Below are 15,745 nucleotides of genomic sequence, written 5' to 3' on the forward strand. Positions count from 1 at the left end.
ATACCTCTTGGCCTCAAACGCTCGATGAGGCTTCCGGTCCTTGGCTTGTTTCCTCTTTGCCTGAGCTTACCCCCTGGACAAGGGGGAGTCGTAGCGACAGGCATCCTCGCCATGCTTCTCGTGATAGGGCAGGCCCAGCAATCCCTTGACATGGGTCGTGGCGCATCTGCCCAGAGCCTCCGGGTTGTAGCCGCCTTCAAGCACCGACACCAAGCGATGATTGGCATAGCTCCGAGCCACGTCCATGGCCAGGTTGGTGATCCAGTAATAATCCTCGTCTTCCAGACAGATATCCGCCATTGGGTCTTCCCGGTGGGCGTCGAAACCGGCGGAAACCAGTATCAACTCCGGCCGATGGGCCTGCAGCGCCGGCAGCCAGTCGCGCTCGATTGTGCGACGAAAGGTACGGCTGTCACAGCCCGCATCCAATGGGGTACAGACCACGTTGTCCGCCTCCGGGCGTAGATAGCGCCAAGGGTAGAACGGGTACTGATAGCTAGTGCAGATGAGGATGTCCGGATCGTTGGCAAAGATATCGATGGTGCCATTGCACTGATGCACGTCGAAATCGAGTATGGCGATACGTTTGAGGCCGTACTTCGCTCGTGCGTGAGCGGCCCCGACCGCGACATTGTTGTAGAAACAGAAGCCCATGGCTTCCGTTGCTTCGGCATGATGCCCCGGCGGACGCACGGCACAAAATACGTTGTCCGCCTGCTGCCGAAAGACCTGGTCGATGCCGCGCACCACGGAGCCGGATGCCAGGCGGGCAACATTGAGACTTTCCGGGTTCATGAAAGTGTCGTTGTCAAGATTGGTCAGCCCGCCGTGTTCGGGTACGCATTTGTCCAGAGAGCGCAAATGACGCTGCGGATGCACCAGAGTGAGCTGTTCGTCACTGGCCGGCTTGGCTTCGGACTGCATGGTCTGCTGCAGGATGCCTTCAAGGGCCATGCGCGCGAGTATCGCATCCAGGCGTTTGGGACTTTCCGGGTGTTCTGGCCCCATGTTGTGAAGAACGCAATGAGGATGCGTAATAAAGGATGTGATCATGACGGTTCTCCACACTGTTATGATGCAACAGTAATCGGCAATGCGACTTACAGGACAGTGTTCTTAAGTCGTACACAAGCATGATTTTTCTGTCAGGAGATCGCCGTGGGTACCCGTTTTCTGCGCAACTTCTTCGAGCCGAACTCCGTGGTGGTGATTGGCGCCTCCGAAAAGAACAACTCCATGGGCGGGTTGGTGATTCGCAGTCTGCAGGAGGGCAAATTTCCGGGCTCCCTGTGGACAGTCAATCCCAGAGGCTACGATGCTGTCTTTGGTGTTCCATGCGTCAAGAAAGTGTTCGATCTGCCTCAGGCTCCGGACTTAGCGGTCGTATGCTCTCCGATGGTGACGGTGCCCGCGACGATAGAGCAGCTGGGGCGTCTCGGCGTCAAGGCGGTGCTGGTGCTTTCGGGCGGCTCTTTTCTGGATGAAAGTACCAGTAAGGAAGGGTCGATGCGTGAGCGGATGCTGGCGGCTGCCAGACGCTCCGGGATTCGGGTGCTGGGACCCGAATGCATGGGGCTTATCGTTCCCGGCCGGCATCTTAATGCCACCTATTCCAGCCAGCCGGTCAAGACCGGCAAGGTCGCTTATCTGGGCCAGTCCGGTATGCTCGGCAATGCCATGATCGATTGGGCTGCGGGGCAGGGCATCGGCTTCTCGCATCTGGTGACCCTGGGCGACAGCGTTGATGTCATGCTTCCGGATCTGATCGACTACATTAATCAGAACTCCCCAGCGCAAGCTATTCTACTGCATCTGGAGCGTATCAACGATGCTCAGCATTTCATGACGTCGCTGCGGGAAGCCTCGCGCAATCGCCTGGTTCTGGCGATCAAGAGTGGGCGTACGCCTGAATCGGATCTTTCCGGGCTTCCACCCACGCCAGGGGTCATCAATCGTGACAGCGTGTATGACGCGGCTCTGGCCCGTGCTGGGGTGGTACGCGTGGACAACTCCGATGAGCTGTTCGATGCTCTTGGCACCCTGTCTCGCATGCGTCCCTTGCGCGGCGATCGCCTGGCTATCGTCGCCAATGGGCTAGGGCCGGCGCTATTGGCCATCGATCGTTTGATTACCTCTGGGGGCAAGCTGGCGCAGTTTACCATTGGGACACGACAAGCGCTGCTGGAAAGCGATTTTGACATGAGTTTGCCCGGAAGCAATCCGGTGGATCTGGGCGGCAATGCCACGCCGGAGAAGTTCGTCGGTGCTCTAGAGATCGTCGCCGCTGATGCCAATGTGGATGCGGTGCTGGTCGTGCATGCGCCAACCCGACTGGCACCCTCCAAGGCCACTGCACAAGCGGTCGTTGCCAATCGTAAGCGCTTCAAGCGTAATCTGCTCACCAGCTGGATGGGGTTGGAAGAGGCGCTGTCCGCGCGGCACGAGTGTCATCTGGCGGGTATCCCGACCTATATTTCACCCGAAAAAGCGGTCAAGGCGTTCATCCATATGGTGGATTACCAGCGGGTGCAGACACTGCTTCAGGAAACCCCGCCCAGCCTGCCCTTCGGGATCACGACTGACAATCGCCAGAAGTGCCATGGATTGATCGCCGAGGCCAAGGCGAGTGGTCGCGATCGCTTGAGCCACCAGAAGACTGGCGAAGTGCTTCAGGCCTACGGTATCCCGATAGCGCTTAGCCGCTATGTTGTCAGTGCGGAAGAAGCGGCAGCCGCTTTTGAAGAGTTGCAGGCACCGCTGGGACTCAAGGCGATCCATGAGCAAGGTTGTCTGCCTTACCATTATCCGAAATATCAGCGCAAGCCATCTTCTGGCTTGCTGCAGGATTTGAACAGCGCCGGCGATGTTGCCAGCGGTGTGGAGCGTCTCCAGCACGAGATAAAGACGCAATTTCCGGATAGCGAGATACACTGCTATTGCTTGCAGCCCATGCAGCGGGGCAAGCACTCGATTCAACTGAGTGCGGGCATCACGCGAGACCCGGTGTTCGGTCCGGTCATCGTCTTCGGCATTGGCGGCTATCGCACCAACGTGATGGCGGATCGCCATGTCGCCTTGCCACCCTTGAACATGACCCTGGCCGGCGATCTGATTGCCAATACCCATGCGGGCAAGTTGATTCTCGACCACTCCCCGGATCCACAGCGAGATATCGACAGGTTGTGCCAACTGCTGGTCAAGCTTTCCCAGATGGCGTCAGATCTGCTCGAACTGCGCGGCCTCGAGATCAACCCGCTATTGCTCAACCGGGACGGCATGATCGCGGTGGATTTTGCTCTGGATCTGGGCGAGCCCGCCCGTCATGCCATCATGCCTTACCCGGAAGAGCTACGAGAATGGGTAACCCTCAAGAATGACATGCGGGTCGAGATCCGCCCGGTGCGAGGTGAGGATGCGCCGCTGATTACTGAATTCCATTCCCGGCTGTCCGAGGAGAGCATTCGCTTTCGCTATTTCCACAACAAGGCGGATCTGACCAAGCGGGATCTGGCGTTATTGGCTCAGATCAATTACGACCGTCAAATGGCCTTCATCGCGGAACATACGCTAGAGGACGGAGAAAAAGAGATGCTTGGCGTGGTTCGGGTGTGGAACGATCCAGACAACATTCGCACGGAATTCTCCGTCATCATTCGCGATGACATGCAAGGCGTGGGTTTGGGCAGCGTACTGATGAAGAAGATGATCGGTTACTGCAAGAGCGTCGGCACTCTGGAGATGATCGGCAAGATCATGGTGGACAACCACCCCATGCGGGGGTTGATGAAGTACCTGGGATTCACCTCCCACTACAACATGGAAGAACAGGTAGTGGACGCGGTGCTGCGTCTCAACGAGCCGGATAACGATTGGCAGCGTCACCGTCTCGAAGCGCAACCTTGAGTGCTGTAGCGATTATGAGTTCAGGATCGAGGACATGACGAACTCGCAGTCGCCTGGAACATGGCAATCCTGATTTGATCCTGTCCAGGCGACTCCGTATGATACGGCCTCTATAATTTTAAATTATTAAAAAAAGATAAGAGCATCATTTTTTGATATGAATCGATAATTGTTGTCTTGTATCCCAATTGCTGGCGCTACTTTTGTCATTCGATACAAATAACCACAGAACGGATGAATCGATGAGTGAGACCGAAAACATCAAGATCCAGGTGCGCGGACTGAGTAAGGTCTTCGGTAACCATACCAAGAAAGCACTGGAACTGCGCGACGAGGGAAAGAAGCGTGCCGAAATCCTCGAGAAGACCGGGCAAACACTAGGACTGTCCAATATCAGTTTCGATGTCAAGGAAGGCGAGCTTCTTGTCATCATGGGGTTGTCCGGCTCGGGGAAATCCACCCTGATTCGATGCCTCAACCGGCTGATCGAGCCCACGGAAGGCGATATCGTCATTGACGATGAGAATATTCCCAAGCTCAGTGAAAAAGAGTTGCTGGAGTGCCGACGCCGGCACTTTTCCATGGTCTTCCAGCACTTTGCACTGTTTCCCCATCGCACCGTTCAGGCCAATGCGGAGTTTGGACTGGAAATTCGCGGTTTTGACAAGGAAGAACGGGCCAAGAAAGCTCGGGAAGCGCTTCTTCAGGTGGGTCTCGAAGGCTGGGAAGATTCGATGCCCAGCCAGCTCTCCGGCGGCATGCAGCAGCGTGTGGGGCTTGCCCGGGCATTGGCCAACGATTCTACCGTACTGCTGATGGACGAGGCCTTTTCGGCGCTGGACCCGCTGATCCGCAAGGACATGCAGCAAGAGTTGCTCGAACTCCAGCATCGCATGAAGAAGACCACCATCTTCATCACCCACGATCTGGATGAGGCGCTGGCCCTCGCCGATCGCATCATCTTGTTGAAGGATGGGGAAATCGTTCAGATCGGCACGGCGGAAGACATTCTGACCCACCCGGCGGACGATTACGTGGCACGGTTTACCGAAGGGGTCGACATGTCGCGCATTCTCAATGCGCGACATGCCATGCGTCCGGTACGTGCCGTAGCACGCAGCGATGACGGGCCGCGTACCGTGCTTCGCAAACTCAGTGAAAACGGCCTGGATTCCATCTACGTTACCGATCGTCAGCGTAAGCTACTCGGGCTGCTGGAGGCGGATGTCGCCGATCGGGCCGCCAGGGAAGGTCAGCAGAGTATAGAAGGTTTGATCGGCAACGATTTCCCCAAGGTCGGCCCGGACGAGCCATTGCACAACCTGTTCGCCATGTTCGGCGACAAGAGCTTTCCGATTGCCGTTGTCGATGACGACCAGCGCTTGTTGGGCGTTGTGGTCAAGGGCGCGGTACTGGCACAACTTGCTGAAGCAGGAGAACACTGATGGCTATCGATATTCCCCGCATTCCGCTTGGCGATTGGATTGAAACCGGACTCGACTATCTGACCTCCGAATTTTCCGGCGTGACCCGCGGCATTTCGCGCTTTACCCAAACCGGTATCAGTGCGCTCAACGATGCCTTGATGTGGCTACCCGAATGGGCCCTGATGGCGATCATTGCCTTGCTGTGCTGGCGCCTGGCGGGAATGCGCTTGGCGATTGGGGCGGTATTGGGTCTCCTGTTGATCTGGAACATGGGACTGTGGTTCCCGATGATCGAAACCCTGACCCTGGTTGTGATTGCAACGTTGGTGGCGGTGTTGATTGCGCTGCCGGTAGGTGTGTTCGCGGCGCTGTCAGATAAGTTCTATAGCGTGATCATGCCAGTGCTGGACTTCATGCAGACTATGCCGGCCTTTGTCTATTTGATTCCGGCCATACCATTCTTCGGCATCGGTTCTGTCTCGGCGATTTTCGCCACGGTAATATTCTCCATGCCGCCGGCGATTCGCTTCACCACCCTGGGGATTCGCCAGGTACCTACGGAGCTGGTCGAGGCCGCAGATGCGTTTGGCTCGACTCGAGGCCAGAAGCTGCTCAAGGTACAGCTGCCGTTATCCTTGCCGACCATCATGGCCGGTATCAACCAGACCATTATGCTGGCGCTGTCCATGGTGGTCATCGCCGCCATGATCGGGGCGGATGGCCTGGGTAATGAAGTATGGAAGGCAATTCAACGTCTGCGCCCGGGGGATGGCTTTGAAGCGGGTATTGCTGTGGTCATTCTGGCTATGCTGCTCGATCGTCTGACACAGGCTTTCCGCAAGACTAAAAAGCCATAGTAAACAAGATAGTTTGAAAGGAGCAGGACGCTGGCCGGCATCGTCGGCCAGCTTTGGCAGCAAGAGGTATCAGCAGGAAGCCGGAAGTAGGAAGAAAGACAGGAAGGCGACGCTGCACCTCGAACACAATAGGCGAGAAAGAGGAAATCATGAAAACAATCACTATCATGTCAAGTACGCTACGCACCACCACACTAACGCTAGCCCTGGGGTTGGGAGTCGGACTAGGAACCATGGGCAGTGCCTATGCCCAGGACAAGGGCTCTGTGACCCTTGCCTACGTCGAGTGGTCCTCGACGGTCGCGTCTACCAACGTCATGCGCGCTGTGCTCGAGCAGGCGGGGTACGGTGTTGAGATGTCTTCCTTGTCCGGCGCTTCCATGTGGCAGGCCATTGCCTACGGCGATGCGGATGCCACCCTGGCGGGATGGCTGCCGACGACCCACAAGGATTATTACGCCCAAACCAAGGACAAGGTCGTCGATACAGGCGTCAATCTGGACGGCACCAAGCTTGGCCTGGTCGTTCCGGGCTACACTGATATCGACTCCATCGATCAACTTGGAGACAAGGCGGATAGCATCGATGGTGAAATCATCGGTATCGACCCGGGCGCCGGCATCATGGCGCTGACCGAGGACGTGCTCGATGAGTACGGCCTGGATCGCGATCTTCGTCTGCGCACCGGCAGCGGCGCGACCATGACCGCCGCCTTGAAGGCCGCCATTCAGAATGAAGAGAATATCGCGGTCACCGGCTGGACCCCTCACTGGATGTTCGCCCGCTGGGATCTCAAGTATCTCGACGACCCCAAGAGCGTCTATGGCGGCGCCGAGCAGATTCATACCATCGTCCGCCAGGGCCTGAAGGACGATATGCCCGGTGCCTATCAGATACTGGATAACTTCGAGTGGACCGCCGAGGACATGGGCGAGGTCATGATGATGAACCAGGAAGAGGGCAGCGATCCTTATGAGAATGCCAAGAAGTGGGTAGAGGACCATCAGGACATGGTCGATGAATGGATCGGCGATGTGTCATAAGCCCTGAAACATGCTGCATGAACGACGAACGCCCAACCACTTGGTTGGGCGTTCAGCGTTGATACGTTCAAGCGACCATGAAAATCTCAGGGCGCCAAGCGTACCTTGAACCATCCCTGATCGTAGAGATGATAGCGTACCCGATCATGCAATCTATCCGGCTGGCCCTGCCAGAACTCGATCATTTCCGGCGTAATCAGGTAGCCGCCCCAATGCCGAGGACGAGTCACAGGCTGGCCTTCATAAACCTTTTCGAAGCGCTTACTACGCTCTTCCAGCCATTCCCGGTCCGGTATCTCCACGCTTTGCAGGGCGGTCCAGGCGCCTAGCTGGCTATTACGCGGACGACTTTCGAAATAGCGATTGGACTCTTCCGCATCGACTTGCTGTACGTGTCCCTCTATGCGTACCTGGCGCTGGCTCTTGGGCCACCAGAAAACGATGGCCGCTTGAGGTACGTTGGCTAGTTCGCTGCCCTTGTGGCTTTGATAGTTGGTATAGAAGACGAAACCGCGCTCATCGATGCCCTTGAGCAGTACGATACGAGCATGGGGAACCCCTTGACCGTCCACCGTTGCCAGGGTCATGGCGTTGGCATCATCGGTCTCTTGCTCAAGCGCTGTCTCCAGCCATTCCTGAAAAAGCGGCATGGGATTGTCTGGCGTGGTTGCGGTATCGAGACTACTTCCGCTGTAGTTGCGCCTAACATCGGCAATGTCATGGGTCATGGCGTACTCCTGATGTTTTCGTGATCTTTGCTGCACGCGGGCATGGGGGTAAACTCCCGGTCGTTGGCTTCTTCCTAGAGCATATCAGCCCAATTGAACCATCAGCATATAAAGTCCGGTTCCCGCGACGATCGATAAAAGGGCATTGCGTCGCCACAGATGCATGGCGACTACGGTGAGCGAGGCGATGATGACCGGCAAGCCATTGGGCGTCATGTTCATATGGCCCTCGGCAAGGGGGCGAAAATCCCGCAGGGCATAGATGACCAGTATCATCATTACCGCCGGCGGGAGATAGCGCCCCAGGTGCAGAATCAATGGGTGATCCGCATGCCGGGACAAGGCGATGAACGGCAGTACTCGGGTAGCAAAAGTCGCCAGAGCGCTGATGACAATGAATATGAGTAGCGTGGAGGTTTCCATCAGCGTGATCCTTGGCTTCGATCGATCCAGTGGTAATGCGCAAGAAGTATCAGGCTGGCGGCCCCGATGGCACCCAGCAGCAGATCTTGTTCCGGCAGCAGTATCAAGGCGCCCAATCCAGTCAGCAGTGCAATGACGAAGGGCAGCGCCTGACGCAGCCGGCTCGCTTGCTCCAGAGTAAGTACGATGAACAACGCCGTCAGCGCGAACTCGATACCGCGACTGTCAAACTCGAGCAGTGCGCCGGCCATGGCGCCCGCTAGAGTCCCCAGCACCCACCATAGCTGATTCAACAAGCTGATGCGCCAGGCATTGGCATGATCGTCTGGTCCTTGTGCTTGCTGACCCTGACTGGTCAGCAACGAATACGTTTCATCCGTCAGAGCAAAAATCAGATAGGGTTTGCGCCATCCCGCGCCCTTGAAGCGTTTGAGCAATGACAAACCATAAAAGAGGTGCCGGGAGTTGAGCATGAAGGTTGCAACCGCGACTTCAAGTAGCCCAGCATTATTAGCCAGAAGGGTGACCGCCATGAACTGGCCTGCACCGGCATAAATGAAAAGCGACATGGCCAATGCCATCCACCAGGGGTGACCAAGCTGCATGAACAGGATGCCGAAGGCTGCCCCCAAGGGTAGGTAACCGAACATGACCGGCAGGGTTTGTAGGCTGGCGTAACGCCATTGAGCGATGAGCGACAATGAATCCCTTCCTTGCTGTAGCGGAGTATTCTAAGGTACCTATTCAAGCAAAAGTGCGCATAAATGCCTGAATGAAGCTTTGTCCGGCGTTCAGGTTTCGCTCCATATTAGCATTCGCAAAACGGGTGAAGCATGCAAAGGATCTGGGTGTGGGATATTTGGGTGCGAATTTTTCACTGGGCGCTGGTTCTGGTGTTGATCGTATCGTTTTACACCATGAAGACTGAAGGCTACCCGTTGATGTTTCCCGTCGACTGGCATGCTCGAGCAGGTTATACGGTGCTGGGCCTACTGCTGTTTCGCTGGCTTTGGGGTTTTTTTGGCAGTCGCCACGCGCGTTTTCTAAATTTTTTGCGCTCGCCATTCGAATCCGGCCGCTATCTCTGGTTATTCCTGCGGGGCCGGGCGCCAAGTTACGCAGGCCATAATCCACTGGGCGGGTGGATGATGTTGATCATGCTGCTGTCATTGACACTACAGGCGGGGAGCGGGTTATTTCTGCATGACGATATTCTGTTCGAAGCACCGCTGTATGGCAGCGTAAGTGACGGGACCACCAAGCTTCTGACGACCATCCATAACTACAACGGCAATTTTTTACTGATATTGGTTGGCTTGCATATTGCGGCGGTGGTCGTGCATCGGCTCAAGGGTGAAAAACTGGTAGGCGCAATGTTCAATGGCCACAAACGGTTGGTCTCTGCGCCTGTCGACGGCCCGGGAACTCGGGCCGTGCAGTGGCGTGCCGTAGTGATGCTCGTACTGGCGGTAGGGCTGATGACATGGCTCTGGAATAGCTGAGCTAGCAATCAGTCATCCGCACGATACTCATCGTGGCAGTTCTTGCAGGTCTTGCCAGTCGCAGCTACTTGCTGACGCAGCGCCGCGTAATCGTCTTGTTGAGCGACTTCCGCTAGCTTGGCGGTGGCGTCTTCCATTTCCCGCTGCAGAGACTCGAAATCGTCGCGATTATCGGCAATTTTGGCGAGCGCATCGGTATCGGCACCATGTCCTGCTCCGCGCAGCGAGCCTTCGATGAAGCCCTCCCAGGGCATCTTGGCAAGCACGGCAACTCGTTCAGCCCGCATTGACGCTTCCTCGGCATCGTACTCCATGTCGCCCTTGGCCATGGCCCCCAGCGGGCCAAAGTTCCATCCCATCACACTCAACGCAGACTGCCGATACTCAATTGCTTCCTTGATCTGCTTCTCGTCCGCCGCTTGTGTAACGCTGGATGCCATCAGCAAGGAAACAGCAACACCAAGACTTATCACGACTCTCATCGGTCTCTCCCCATCGTTTTATAGACCCTCGAAAGCCATCGATTCGAGGGGGTTGCCCAGCTCGTTGTATCGCCGGATACCTTGAGGATAGCAGTAACCCGCTACTCTTAAAGACGTTGAGGTTGCTGGCTCTGCAATTCGCGGCTGCGCCAACGTGCGTAAAGCATGCTCGCGACGAACAGGGTTAGGCTGGCCACGACTTCCAGCAAACCGAGCCAGGTTTTGCCGGGCAACGTGGTCAGCATCACGCCTTGCATGAAATACAAGAGGCTCACGAAGGCCAGCCAGGCATGACCGCGAGGGCGGCGCGTATAAAGCGTGGGCAGAAACAGTATCAAGGGTAATACTCGTACCAGCACGGGCAGAAAACCGTTACTGCCTTGAGCCTGTAACTGCCATCCGCCAATCAGCAACAGGATCACCAGTACGATATAGCTGGCCAAGACGATCCTTCGCGTGCGGTGTGCGAGCGACTCGATACCATGCCGGGCTTCGAACCCTTCCAGGGCGGCGCGCATTATTTCTCCTCGTGCAACGAGCGCAGAGCCAGGGCGAGACGCGCAATGCGTTTGCCCTGAGCCCGGGCGAGAGTACGTTCGGTATCATCGACGCTGCGATCGCTACTACCCCCGGCAACGTGGCTGTTACCGTAAGGTGTGCCGCCGCTCGTCGTTTCGAGCAAGCCACTCTCACTATAGGGTATGCCCGCATAGACCATGCCCTGATGAAGCAGGGGCACGAGCATGGTGAGTAGCGTGGCTTCCTGCCCGCCGTGCAGGCTGGCGGTGGAAGTGAAAGCGGTAGCCGGTTTGTCGACCAGCGCGCCGTTGATCCAGAGTTCGCTGGTGCAATCGAGATAGTATTTCAGCGGGGCCGCCATGTTACCGAATCTGGTAGGGCTTCCGATGGCAAGGCCCGCGCAGTTGCGCAACTCATCGATGGTGGCATAGACCGCGCCTTCAGCGGGAATTTCCGGTTCGATGGCCTCGCAGGTCGTCGATACCGGCGGCACCGTGCGCAAGCGCGCCTCGATTCCAGCGACTGATTCGATCCCCGCAACTACCTGTTCTGCCATGGTGCGCGTGGCGCCGGAGCGCGAGTAGTAAAGAACCAAGATATAAGGATGGGAAACGCTCATGGCGACTCCAGTCTGTGGGCGTAGGTATATAAGGTTGTGGTGAGGTGTCAAGTTACATATAGGTTGAAGCCTAGTGTAAGCGGGCCGGGCCAGGACGACAAACGCGATTTTTATACCGTTATCTATTGTTTAAACACAAAAAATTACCTCCGCAAATAGACCCAAACGGATATGTCATCGTCAATTTTGATTCGTTCACGTTTGTAGCGAATACCAAGTCGTTCGTAGCGGTCCAACTGCTTTAATTCTGAAGCATCGACTTTGAGAATGAATCCTTTTACCTGCGCTCCGGGCACTTCTTCAAGATCGAGTTCATCCCGGCGATACCCGGATAAGTTTGCTTGCTGAGGATTGCCCCAGCGATCGTAGACTAGCCAGCGGATGAGACCGTAACGGAGGGTGCCATACACGAAAACCTGATGTTCTCCTTCGGAGATAGGAGGTAGGTTTTCTGGTGTTTCATAACCAAACGGGCTCAGCAGCACGTACCAGAGATAGAACAGCAGTATGCCGAGAGCAACCAGTGTGGCGATAAAGAGGCGGCGCAAGAGAACCACGATTATCCTGAGGGTATTGGAGATCCGCTCATGATGCATGGTTCGTTCCGCATCCACCAGCCCATGGCTTGAAGTACAGGGAAGAGCATCTGATATGATGATTAGATAAGTCATACGTCGAGGACATCGCGATGAACCGCTGTATGAATCATGACACCGATTTCAGTCATCTGCTGGGGGGCGAAGGAGGCGACGTTCGACCGCTATCCAAGGGCCGGGACAAGGCGAACGTCAACAGCGCCCCACGTACGCCTAGCGAGGCGCAGTTGGCTCGCCGTGCCAGTGCCATCGAAGAAGGCGAGGGCAACAACTTCCTGACGGATGAATTCGTCGATTTGTTGCCGCATCGCGACCCCATCGAATATCGCCGCGATGGTATTCAGATTGGCGTACTCGAGCGCTTGCGGCACGGTGGCTATGCTCCGGAAGCGCGTCTGAACCTGATCAAGCAGCCCGTGCGCAATTGCCGGCGTGAGTTGTTCACTTTCCTGAATGATGCCATCGAACACGACCTGCGCTCCTTGTTGATCGTGCATGGCAGGGGCAGGGCGCTTGATAGCCATGCCAACGTGGTGCGTTCCTATGTGGCGAAATGGTTGATGCAGTTCGAGCAGGTGCAGGCTTATTCGTCCGCAACATCTTCACATGGCGGTATCGGCGCCACCTACGTGATGCTGCGCAAGTCCGACCGGGCTCGCGCGCGCAACCGAGAGCGCCAGCAGAAGCGGCGGGGGTAGGTTTTCTTCACCCATTACGGACTGAAAACAATTACGCCGCCTATTTGGGCGGCGTAATTGCTTCCATGCAAGCCTTCGATTCAACTGGCTTCCCGCAAGCGGCGCTCGAACAGGGCTTCGCGAACATCGACATCCGTCTGATAGCTGACGCTAAACGGCTTTAGCCAGCGCAGGGCGTCTTCCAGGGGTTGATCGTCCCTGAGGGCCAGGGCATCGAAGCCGCAGCGTGACATGTAGTAGAGCTGATCGATCAGCACATCGCCGATGGCACGAATCTCGCCTTCGTAACCGTGGCGCTCGCGTAGCAGTCTGGCCAGGGTATAGCCGCGGCCATCGGTAAATGCCGGAAAATCGATGGCGATCACTGGGGCGTCATGCAGTTCAGCCACCAGATCAGGGCTAAGCTCGGTATCGCTGGCAAGCCACGGGGCGAGGCCGTCCTGTTCGCGATGCTGTCGCCAAAGGTGCAAGGGCACGATGGCGGGGCGAACGTCCGGCAGGCTTTCTTCATCGCGAGACAGGCTCCAGACATCCAGAGTGGGCTGGCCTTGTTTGATCAACAGAGTATTGGCGAGATCATCCTGGAAGATCGCATCGTCGATCTTGAGCGCACTGCTAAGCATATACCTGCTCCTTGAAAGGCTTGATTCCGATACGGCGATAGGTGTCCAGAAAGCGCTCATCTTCATGGCGCTGTTGAACATAAACGTTCAGCACCTTGTCGATGACGCCGGGCACATCCTCGCGAAAAAAAGAGGGGCCCAATATCTTGCCCAGGGAGGCGTCGTTGTAGGAGTTGCCGCCCAGGGATATCTGGTAATACTCTTCGCCTTTCTTGTCGACGCCGAGAATACCGATATTGCCGACATGGTGATGGCCACAGGCATTCATGCAGCCGGAGATATTCAGATCCACCGGGCCCAGATCGTAGAGATAATCCAGATCGTCGAAGCGCTCCTGAATCGCCTGGGCGATAGGAATGGAGACGGCGTTGGCCAGCCCGCAGTAATCGCCACCCGGGCAGCAGATGATGTCGTTCAGCGTACCCACGGTCGGATTGGCCATGCCCAGATCCTGGAGCTTGTGCCACAGCGTCTCGATCTCATCCACCGGCACATCGGAGAACACCAGATTCTGCTGGTGGGTCACTCGTAGTTCGCCAAAACCAAACACATCCGCCAGATCCGCAACCGCCTCCATCTGATCGGCACTTACATCGCCCGGGGCGTGTTCGCGGCGCTTAAGAGATAGCGTCACTGCCTTGTAGCCCGGCACGATGTGATCGGTGACGTTGTTGGTCACGAAGCGGGCAAAGGCGCGATCGTTCTGACGCAGTTGCTCGTAGGCAGCGATGGCGGCGTCACTGACATCTCGGCGCTCGGGCTCCGGGAAGTGAGCCTTGGCACTATCGATCGCCGCCTGAGTAAGCGTCTGGGGGCCATCCTTCAGGTGAGCCCACTCTTCCTCGACACGCCGGCGGTACTCTTCAATTCCTAGAGCCTTGACGAGTATCTTGATGCGCGCCTTGAACTTGTTGTCCCGGCGACCGAACTGGTTGTAGACACGCACGCAGGCCTCGAGATAGGTCAGTAGATGCTGCCAAGGAAGATCTTCACAGACTACATCACCCAGCATGGGCGTCCGCCCCATGCCGCCCCCCGCCAGCACCCGAATCCGCAACTCGCCTTCAGCGTCGTGCCACAGGCGCAGGCCGATATCGTGGGATTGAATAGCGGCGCGATCCTGTTCGGCCCCGGTCACGGCAATCTTGAACTTGCGCGGTAGATAGGCGAATTCCGGATGCAGGGTCGACCATTGGCGAATTAACTCACACCACGGGCGTGGGTCTTCCACTTCGTCATTGGCAATGCCGGCGAACTGGTCCGTGGTGGTATTGCGGATGCAGTTGCCGCTGGTCTGGATGGCATGCATCTGGACCTGAGCAAGTTCCGCCAAGATATCCGGAATGTCTTCCAGCTTGGGCCAGTTGAGCTGCAGATTCTGGCGGGTTGTGAAATGCCCATAGCCGCGATCATAGCGCCGGGCAATATCCGCCAAAACGCGTAGCTGTTTGCCGGAAAGCATTCCGTAGGGAATCGCAATGCGCAGCATCGGAGCGTGACGCTGAATATAAAGGCCGTTTTGCAAGCGCAAGGGTAAAAACTCGGTCTCGCTTAGCCGGCCGGATAAATAGCGTTCCATTTGATCGCGAAATTGAACGACGCGTTCATCGACGAGGGTCTGATCGTAAGTGTCGTACCGATACATACGGGCATATCCGTTTTATAAGAGTGCTTGGCCAAGGTATGAAGAGCGTGTGCAATCGAAGCAACATTACATGACATTTTATATTCTGAGAAAGAATAAATAATAATTCAGTTTGATCTTAAAGTTATTAAAAGAACCGATGCAGAAGGTTTTTTATCCAGGATATCAGCATAACGCATATCATAATTAACCAAATTGCATTTGCGTGATATCAGAAGTCTGTCCTAGCCTATGATGCAGTTGATTAGAAGCTGGGGCGTTCAGCGAGACGAAACCCTGCTTACATGCCCGTCCATCACGGGCTACATGGACTGTTGCAAAAGGATGAACGACATGGCGAAGACACATCAGACCATCAATCCAGCCACCGGCGAGACCATCGCCACCTATGACGTGATCAGCGATGAGCAAGCGCTGCAGGCACTGAATGATTCTCATAAGGCCTTTCTCGAGTGGCGCAAGACTAGCCTCGAGGAGCGTGGCAACATCCTGCGCGAGATCGCCAAGCGCCTGCGGGCGAAGAAGGGCGAGTACGCCGCGCTGATGACCCGGGAAATGGGCAAGCCGATTTCTCAGGGCGGTGATGAGATCGAGTTGTGTGCCGCGATCTGTGAATACAGCGCCGATAACGCGGGTAAGATGTTGGCGGATGAAGAACGCGAACTCGACGGCGGTCGTGC

At 56.3% G+C, this 15,745-nt stretch carries 17 protein-coding genes; 7 read left to right on the plus strand and 10 right to left on the minus strand.

All coding sequences use genetic code 11. The features are described 5' to 3' along the window. Window positions 1-66: 66 nt before the first annotated feature. Window positions 67-1,053, minus strand: a complete 987-nt coding sequence (locus H7850_RS16845; RefSeq protein WP_227370642.1) for a histone deacetylase family protein — start codon at window positions 1,051-1,053, stop codon at window positions 67-69. Window positions 1,054-1,158: 105 nt separating this feature from the next. Between H7850_RS16845 and H7850_RS16850 the strand changes: the two genes are divergently transcribed. The 4 genes from H7850_RS16850 (at window position 1,159) to H7850_RS16865 (ending at window position 7,230) form a co-directional block, all read left to right on the plus strand. Continuing rightward, on the plus strand, window positions 1,159-3,903 hold the full coding sequence (locus H7850_RS16850) for a GNAT family N-acetyltransferase (protein WP_227370643.1): 2,745 nt from the start codon (window positions 1,159-1,161) through the stop codon (window positions 3,901-3,903). A 242-nt stretch (window positions 3,904-4,145) separates the two neighbouring features. Then, window positions 4,146-5,348, plus strand: a complete 1,203-nt coding sequence (locus tag H7850_RS16855; protein ID WP_227370644.1) for a quaternary amine ABC transporter ATP-binding protein — start codon at window positions 4,146-4,148, stop codon at window positions 5,346-5,348. Further along, entirely contained in the window at window positions 5,348-6,187 is an 840-nt protein-coding gene (locus H7850_RS16860; protein WP_264477462.1) for an ABC transporter permease, read from the plus strand. The genes H7850_RS16855 and H7850_RS16860 overlap by 1 nt, the downstream gene beginning before the upstream one ends. 149 nt (window positions 6,188-6,336) lie before the next feature. Beyond that, on the plus strand, window positions 6,337-7,230 hold the full coding sequence (locus H7850_RS16865; protein ID WP_227370645.1) for a glycine betaine ABC transporter substrate-binding protein: 894 nt from the start codon (window positions 6,337-6,339) through the stop codon (window positions 7,228-7,230). Between the two features lie 86 nt (window positions 7,231-7,316). Here H7850_RS16865 and pdxH read toward each other — a convergent pair whose 3' ends face one another. From pdxH to H7850_RS16880, 3 genes are all read right to left on the minus strand, one after another. Continuing rightward, window positions 7,317-7,958, minus strand: coding sequence for a pyridoxamine 5'-phosphate oxidase (pdxH, locus tag H7850_RS16870; RefSeq protein ID WP_227370646.1), 642 nt, complete (start codon window positions 7,956-7,958; stop codon window positions 7,317-7,319). 84 nt (window positions 7,959-8,042) lie between these two features. Then, window positions 8,043-8,381: a branched-chain amino acid transporter permease gene (locus H7850_RS16875; protein ID WP_227370647.1), complete on the minus strand. Its 339-nt coding sequence runs from the start codon at window positions 8,379-8,381 to the stop codon at window positions 8,043-8,045. After that, a complete protein-coding gene (locus H7850_RS16880) occupies window positions 8,381-9,082 on the minus strand; it encodes an AzlC family ABC transporter permease (RefSeq protein ID WP_227370648.1) in 702 nt (233 codons plus the stop codon). Before H7850_RS16880 ends, H7850_RS16875 begins: the two co-directional genes overlap by 1 nt. 132 nt (window positions 9,083-9,214) lie before the next feature. Between H7850_RS16880 and H7850_RS16885 the strand changes: the two genes are divergently transcribed. Continuing rightward, a complete protein-coding gene (locus H7850_RS16885) occupies window positions 9,215-9,883 on the plus strand; it encodes a cytochrome b/b6 domain-containing protein (protein ID WP_227370649.1) in 669 nt (222 codons plus the stop codon). Window positions 9,884-9,891: 8 nt separating this feature from the next. Here H7850_RS16885 and H7850_RS16890 read toward each other — a convergent pair whose 3' ends face one another. The 4 genes from H7850_RS16890 to H7850_RS16905 all read right to left on the minus strand — a co-directional run bounded on the left by H7850_RS16890 (window position 9,892) and on the right by H7850_RS16905 (window position 12,174). Continuing rightward, window positions 9,892-10,365 carry a c-type cytochrome gene (locus H7850_RS16890; RefSeq protein WP_227370650.1) on the minus strand — a complete coding sequence of 158 codons (474 nt, stop codon included), beginning with the start codon at window positions 10,363-10,365 and terminating at the stop codon, window positions 9,892-9,894. A 107-nt stretch (window positions 10,366-10,472) separates the two neighbouring features. Next, window positions 10,473-10,883: a DUF2069 domain-containing protein gene (locus H7850_RS16895; RefSeq protein WP_227370651.1), complete on the minus strand. Its 411-nt coding sequence runs from the start codon at window positions 10,881-10,883 to the stop codon at window positions 10,473-10,475. Then, window positions 10,883-11,503, minus strand: coding sequence for an NAD(P)H:quinone oxidoreductase (wrbA, locus tag H7850_RS16900; protein WP_227370652.1), 621 nt, complete (start codon window positions 11,501-11,503; stop codon window positions 10,883-10,885). The genes H7850_RS16895 and wrbA overlap by 1 nt, the downstream gene beginning before the upstream one ends. Before the next feature lie 143 nt (window positions 11,504-11,646). After that, window positions 11,647-12,174 (minus strand): gamma-glutamylcyclotransferase family protein, encoded by a 528-nt coding sequence (locus H7850_RS16905; protein ID WP_227370653.1) that lies wholly within the window; start codon window positions 12,172-12,174, stop codon window positions 11,647-11,649. 17 nt (window positions 12,175-12,191) lie between these two features. Between H7850_RS16905 and smrA the strand changes: the two genes are divergently transcribed. After that, entirely contained in the window at window positions 12,192-12,797 is a 606-nt protein-coding gene (gene smrA / locus H7850_RS16910) for a DNA endonuclease SmrA (protein ID WP_227370654.1), read from the plus strand. Window positions 12,798-12,877: 80 nt separating this feature from the next. Here the strand turns inward: smrA and H7850_RS16915 are convergent, their stop codons facing one another. Together H7850_RS16915 and H7850_RS16920 are read right to left on the minus strand one after the other, a co-directional pair. Then, window positions 12,878-13,420, minus strand: a complete 543-nt coding sequence (locus tag H7850_RS16915; RefSeq protein ID WP_227370655.1) for a DUF934 domain-containing protein — start codon at window positions 13,418-13,420, stop codon at window positions 12,878-12,880. Beyond that, window positions 13,413-15,065, minus strand: coding sequence for a nitrite/sulfite reductase (locus H7850_RS16920; protein WP_227370656.1), 1,653 nt, complete (start codon window positions 15,063-15,065; stop codon window positions 13,413-13,415). The genes H7850_RS16915 and H7850_RS16920 overlap by 8 nt, the downstream gene beginning before the upstream one ends. A gap of 333 nt (window positions 15,066-15,398) precedes the next feature. Between H7850_RS16920 and H7850_RS16925 the strand changes: the two genes are divergently transcribed. Then, a partial coding sequence (locus tag H7850_RS16925; protein WP_227370657.1) for an aldehyde dehydrogenase family protein occupies window positions 15,399-15,745 on the plus strand: 347 nt, incomplete at its 3' end.

Source organism: Halomonas sp. M20 (genome assembly GCF_020622265.1).
In the GTDB taxonomy this organism is placed as follows: domain Bacteria; phylum Pseudomonadota; class Gammaproteobacteria; order Pseudomonadales; family Halomonadaceae; genus Modicisalibacter.